Below are 5428 nucleotides of genomic sequence, written 5' to 3' on the forward strand. Positions count from 1 at the left end.
TATTAGAACTCCCTGAGTAATCTAATACGCTCCCTGGTTTCATAAACACACCAGATCCAATGATAGTCCCTACTACGATAGAAAGCGCTACTGTTAAACCAATTTTGTTTTTCTCATCATGATGCATGCTGCGTATCCTCCTTCCAATCCTAGTGTGATGCAAAAATGAAATAAAAAAACACTCCTCCCTAAAAAAGGGACGAGTGTTATAATCGTGGTTCCACCCTTGTTTCAATTCGCAAAGTGACATACTTCACCAATTTCTCAAGTCTAAATAACGGTTTTTGCCGGCAAGCAATTACTAGGTATCCGTTCACTGCTGCAGTTCAGAGGTGGTAATCTATTTTCCCGTACTAGGAAGCTCACAGCCAAAGGCTTCCCTCTCTGAGAATCGTAAAAAATTGATCATGTCCTCATCATCACTTCTTGATGTCGAATTTTGTAGTTATTGTTCATTATATTGAATTGTTAGAAAAAATCAATATATTTTTTATATAACATAAGAAATATTTCTCTTCTTATATTATAACAGAAGGTACGACACTTCTCCATTTCCCTAAAAATGGTACAATCCATTTAGGAGGTGCACCAATAATGATTGCTGTCTTTTGTATCATCGCTACGTTTCTCTCTGTTCTATTCGCTATCATGCATCGGCAAAAGTATCCTGGTTATAGCATTTTAGCGGTAGCTATTATGCCAGCTGTTTCCTTCTACGTATTGGGTAAATATCAATATACGGAAGTGTTTATCGGTTTTGCAATCTTCTACTGCATCTTTGGATACATACTAACAATGAAAAGAATTTTATTGAATCATTAAAAGAGACCGATTTCTATAAGTAGAAATCGGTCCTCGCATGTACCTTCCGGTTGCCCACACGAAAGATACATAACTCAATTATTTATCTTCTTTTTTCATAAAAAATTTATGATGCGGAAGATCCACATTTAATTCCTCTAATTGTTTCTTTTCATTTTCTAGAACTGCTTTTGCTTTTGCCTTTGTTGCTTCATCTAATCCCGCGAAGATGTCTGCATGCTTCTCTTTCTCTGGAAGTTTCACGCCTAACTTTGTTAATTCCTCTTTTGCTTGTTCACGTGTTAATTTTCCGGATTTCTCTTGCTCTAAAATCGATTTCGCTTTTTCTTTCGCCTGATCATCTAATCCTGCAAACATATCCTTATGTTTACCCTTCTCTGGCAACTTCACGCCTAGCTTTGTTAATTCTTCTTTTGCTTGTTCACGTGTTAATTTTCCGGATTTCTCTTGCTCTAAAATTGACTTTGCTTTTTCTTTCGCCTGATCATCTAATCCTGCAAACATATCCTTGTGTTTACCCTTCTCCGGCAATTTCACACCTAGCTTTGTTAATTCTTCTTGCGCTTGTTCATGTGTTAACTTCCCAGATTTCTCTTGCTCTAAAATTGATTTTGCTTTTTCTTTCGTTTGATCATCTAATCCCGCAAGCATATCTTTACGTTTTTCTTTCTCTGGAAGCTTTACACCTAGCTCCTCTAATTGTTTCTTTGTATCGTCCATAATTGTTTTCACTTTTTGTTTTGTAGCGTCATCTAAATCTTTCTTCACCGTTTTTGTAGGCTGATCCGCTGCTGGAGTATTCGTTGCCGCAAATGCTGGTACACCCACTCCTCCTATAATTCCAAATGATAAAGCACCTGCAATTGCTAAATACCCAACTGTTTTCTTCTTCATAGGAAATTTCCTCCTTCATATTTCTAAAGCATGTACACTTTCGTATACAATGCCTATAGTAATATTGGTTTCTTAAAATTCCCTTAACGACTTAACAAAAAAACACCGCTCATCACGAGCGGCGTTGTTCTAAGCTTTTTGTAATTGTAATTCTTCACGTTCCATTATTTTTCTTAATACAATTGTTTGTGTCATTGTAAATAGGTTACCTGTAATCCAATACAGTACAAGACCTGATGGCGCCGCAAATCCCATAAATAGAATCATTGCTGGCATCATAATTTGCTGCATTTTTAGCATTTGTACTTGTTCTCCAGGTGTGATATTAGATTGGAAAACTTTCATCTGAATAAATGTCGTTAACGCTGCAATAATCGGTAATATATGATATGGATCTGCATGTCCTAAGTTCACCCATAAAAATGAAGATGTGCGAATCTCTTCTGTTCGGCTAATCGCATAATACAAAGCAGAGAAAATCGGCATTTGTATAAAAATTGGCCAACAACCAGCAAGTGGATTCCAACCGCCTGATTTCATTAGTTCTGACATTTCTTTTTGATACTGCTTTTGTTTTTCAAGATCTTTGCTTACATCACCGTATTTTTTCTTTAGCTTCTGCAATTCAGGTTGCATTTTTTTCATTTTCGCTTGGCTACGGTATTGTGAAACAGCTAATGGAATCATTGCTGAACGAATAACGAGCGTCATGATAATGATCGCAATCCCGAAGCTAGCTCCAGGTATATGATGAGCAACAAATTGAATCATAAACGAGATTGGATATACAAAGTAATGATCCCAAATCCCAGTACTATGTGCATCAATTGGGGCCGCATTACTGCAACCAGATAAAACAAAAACAAGTAATAATGATAAACTAACGAGCACAGCTCGATATGATTTTAACATGTTCATTCCTCCAATGTTTCGTAATTATTTAGCGAAACATTGGTGTATACGGACCGACCTCGTCATTCTCTTCACTTGATTCTTGTCTGCGAACAGAACGAATCATTCCATATTTATAAAAAATAGAAAATAGCGTTACATTTCCTGCACTATCTTCACATGTATCAACTAACGCAAAAGCTCTTTGTTTACCGCTCGATGCTTGCTGACGCACAAAGCGAGAAACATTGGCAAGGAAGAAAACTTCTAATAAACAAAGCGCCGTTGTTACAAACGATATATATAGAATTGCATCCTGCAATAAAAATTCCATCGCTTCACATCCTTAATAAGCTCATTTTAGCACATCGGGCAAATATTCTCTATTTCCTTTTATTTTCAAAAAAAGTATTTTGCATATTTTCTCAAGAAAACAATAATTAAGAAACATTGTATTCGCTTTCTTTAGTATATTCACGCACATCAATGAATAGGCTTGATTTATTAGAAATTTATAAAATTTTTGCATTATAATAAAACTATTGCCAGTTTTTGAAAAAACCTTTATTCTCTTCTTGTAATCAAAAATGAATATGGAGATGAAACATACTATGGGTCAACTAGGAGACGCCGATTACGTTCCCGACACCGCCTTTTTATCTTTCCCAGCAGCTAAAACATTTCACTTAGAATTTATGATACAGTTGGTTGTTATTTTCATAGCTTCTATTTTGTATGCAATTTCTATGAACATGTTTTTTATCCCGCATAATATGATTAGCGGTGGATTTGCTGGTGTAGGGATGATTATCGGTTATTTAATGCATTACAATATCGGTGCACTTATCTTTTTACTAAACATTCCTCTTCTTATTTTAAGTCACTTTTACTTAGGCAAGAAGACAACCTTTTTAACAGCGTATTTTGTAGCTGTATCATCTTTAGCGATGAACATTATCCCAGTACATCAAGTTTCAGACGATATTTTACTTTCTTCTGTATTCGGTGGTGTAATTTGCGGAGCAGCTTCAGGAATCATATTCCGATTTGCTTCTTCAACAGGTGGTTTTGATGTCGTTGGATTGATTGTAGCAAAACATCGAGATATTTCGATTGGAGCAATCATCTTTGGATTCAACTTGATCTTACTTGTTGCAGCAGGATTTATTTTCGGATGGGATATTACGCTTTATACGTTAATTAGCCGGTTTGTAGTCAGCAAAGTAATTGATGCCGTGCATACAAAACATATTAAATTAACGATAATGACAGTTACAGAAAAAGGTGAGGAAATAAAAAGCGCACTATTACATCACGGCATACGCGGGGTGACAATGGTAGATGCTGTCGGCGGCTATACAAACCATAAGAAAAAAATGATTTACACTGTCGTGACTCGATATGAGTTAGGCGAAATGAAACGTATTATCCGTCAAGTGGATAACAAAGCATTCATGAACATTACTGAAACAGTTGAAATTGTCGGCCGTTTCAAACGCATATAAAAAAGCGCAAGGAACTAACATTCCTTGCGCTTTTTATTTTTTACACTTATTACAAAATCAGATAATTCTATTATTGTGTCCCTAAATGTGTTATAATGAAAACAGACTCACAAAAAAAGAGTATATAGACTTGGAAGTTTCTCATATTTTACAAACAAAAAGAAACGAGAAGTCGGGTATATTTCAGTCACCATACACGTAACGGTTTAAAAACCGATCATCTTAGTTATTCTTCACTAATCTTTTTATAAAAAGATACGTACAACTAAAATTCACTTCAATATACTATACCTACCTTTTTGACTTCCAAATCATCTTATTACATAAGGAGATGAACATATGAATCAATATATACGATATACAATAGCTGTCCTGTTTGCCATTATCGGCGGTGTGATTTGCTTCTGGACAAACACTCAGCTTGGAGAGAATATCATTTTTAATGGAATCGAAACACTTGTAAGCGCTTCAATTTTAGGCGGATACATTTATTTCCTCTTCAATCCAGAAGAAAATGCTCAAAAAACAATGTTATTAACAATGATCGGAATCGTTGGTGGATGTATTTCCTACTCAATGACAAACTATACATTACCACTTCAATTAAGCTCTGCTTTCTTCCACGGTCTATGGACTTGGTTTATCGCATTCTGCCTAGCAGATGTATTCAATCTTTTACAAGACACTGAAGAAGAAAATGGTCGTCAAATTGAAAGTAACTCGTAAGCTGGAAGAATATCTTCCGGCTTTTTTATTTGCTATTCTTTCCTGTTCATACTCCATCACCAAAATAAAAAGAAGTTACCTCCACGGCAACTTCTTTTCCATATACCCCACTTAGTATTCACTTAAATATATCAACGATTTTTCAAATATATCGATCGTTTCTCCACTTATATCAACGATTTTTTCATTATATCGACGATTCGACACAAGATATCGATTTAACGACAACCTTCGACACTCGAAACACACAACATACCCTATCCCCCAAGCAACTTACTGCCGAACTCTACGATTAAAAAGATAATTAATAGGATCGCGAGTATCTTTAATGCTACATATGCTACTTTAAAAACAACATAAATGAGCAAGACTATCAAAACAATTGATAAAATTTCCATATTTACTTCCTCCAAGCTTTGCTCTTCTTATCTTATTTTACTCGTCCTAGGCTGTTTATGGAACGTTATAAGATGACATATAAAAAAGAGGATACCTCACCCATCGTAAGATACCCTCGCCTGTAGCTGCTCAAACCATTCTCTCTCTACTTGTAAATATCCCATTCCACTCTTCTCAGCGCTCTCCAATTC

At 35.6% G+C, this 5428-nt stretch carries 8 protein-coding genes, 1 pseudogene and 1 other annotated feature; of the genes and pseudogenes, 3 read left to right on the forward strand and 6 right to left on the reverse strand.

The window, feature by feature from the left end; all coding sequences use genetic code 11:
- Nucleotides 1-127, reverse strand: a 127-nt coding sequence (locus JDS92_RS31655; protein ID WP_374191351.1) for a hypothetical protein, incomplete at its 3' end; no start/stop codon positions are given.
- Nucleotides 128-192: 65 nt separating this feature from the next.
- Nucleotides 193-429 (reverse strand) — a binding site (T-box leader).
- A 165-nt stretch (nt 430-594) separates the two neighbouring features.
- Here JDS92_RS31655 and JDS92_RS29425 point away from each other — a divergent pair.
- Nucleotides 595-822, forward strand: coding sequence for a hypothetical protein (locus tag JDS92_RS29425; RefSeq protein ID WP_000562240.1), 228 nt, complete (start codon nt 595-597; stop codon nt 820-822).
- 78 nt (nt 823-900) lie between these two features.
- Here JDS92_RS29425 and JDS92_RS29430 read toward each other — a convergent pair whose 3' ends face one another.
- From JDS92_RS29430 to JDS92_RS29440, 3 genes are all read right to left on the reverse strand, one after another.
- Nucleotides 901-1716, reverse strand: a complete 816-nt coding sequence (locus tag JDS92_RS29430; RefSeq protein WP_199632997.1) for a hypothetical protein — start codon at nt 1714-1716, stop codon at nt 901-903.
- 129 nt (nt 1717-1845) lie between these two features.
- Complete coding sequence (gene yidC, locus JDS92_RS29435; protein WP_000920530.1) at nt 1846-2628, reverse strand: membrane protein insertase YidC; 783 nt, start codon at nt 2626-2628, stop codon at nt 1846-1848.
- A gap of 28 nt (nt 2629-2656) precedes the next feature.
- Nucleotides 2657-2941, reverse strand: a complete 285-nt coding sequence (locus tag JDS92_RS29440; RefSeq protein ID WP_000394928.1) for a hypothetical protein — start codon at nt 2939-2941, stop codon at nt 2657-2659.
- A gap of 277 nt (nt 2942-3218) precedes the next feature.
- On the opposite strand from JDS92_RS29440, the gene JDS92_RS29445 reads away from it, so the two are divergent.
- Complete coding sequence (locus JDS92_RS29445; RefSeq protein ID WP_000530041.1) at nt 3219-4112, forward strand: YitT family protein; 894 nt, start codon at nt 3219-3221, stop codon at nt 4110-4112.
- Nucleotides 4113-4451: 339 nt separating this feature from the next.
- Nucleotides 4452-4838, forward strand: coding sequence for a DUF3938 domain-containing protein (locus JDS92_RS29450; RefSeq protein ID WP_001077779.1), 387 nt, complete (start codon nt 4452-4454; stop codon nt 4836-4838).
- 257 nt (nt 4839-5095) lie between these two features.
- Here the strand turns inward: JDS92_RS29450 and JDS92_RS29455 are convergent, their stop codons facing one another.
- Complete coding sequence (locus JDS92_RS29455; protein WP_000404759.1) at nt 5096-5236, reverse strand: DUF3985 family protein; 141 nt, start codon at nt 5234-5236, stop codon at nt 5096-5098.
- Between the two features lie 96 nt (nt 5237-5332).
- Nucleotides 5333-5428 (reverse strand): annotated as a pseudogene (locus JDS92_RS29460) (cytolysin immunity CylI domain protein); the annotation flags it as partial.

Origin of the sequence: Bacillus cereus group sp. N12, assembly GCF_016483575.1 — a bacterium.
Lineage (GTDB): Bacteria > Bacillota > Bacilli > Bacillales > Bacillaceae_G > Bacillus_A > Bacillus_A toyonensis.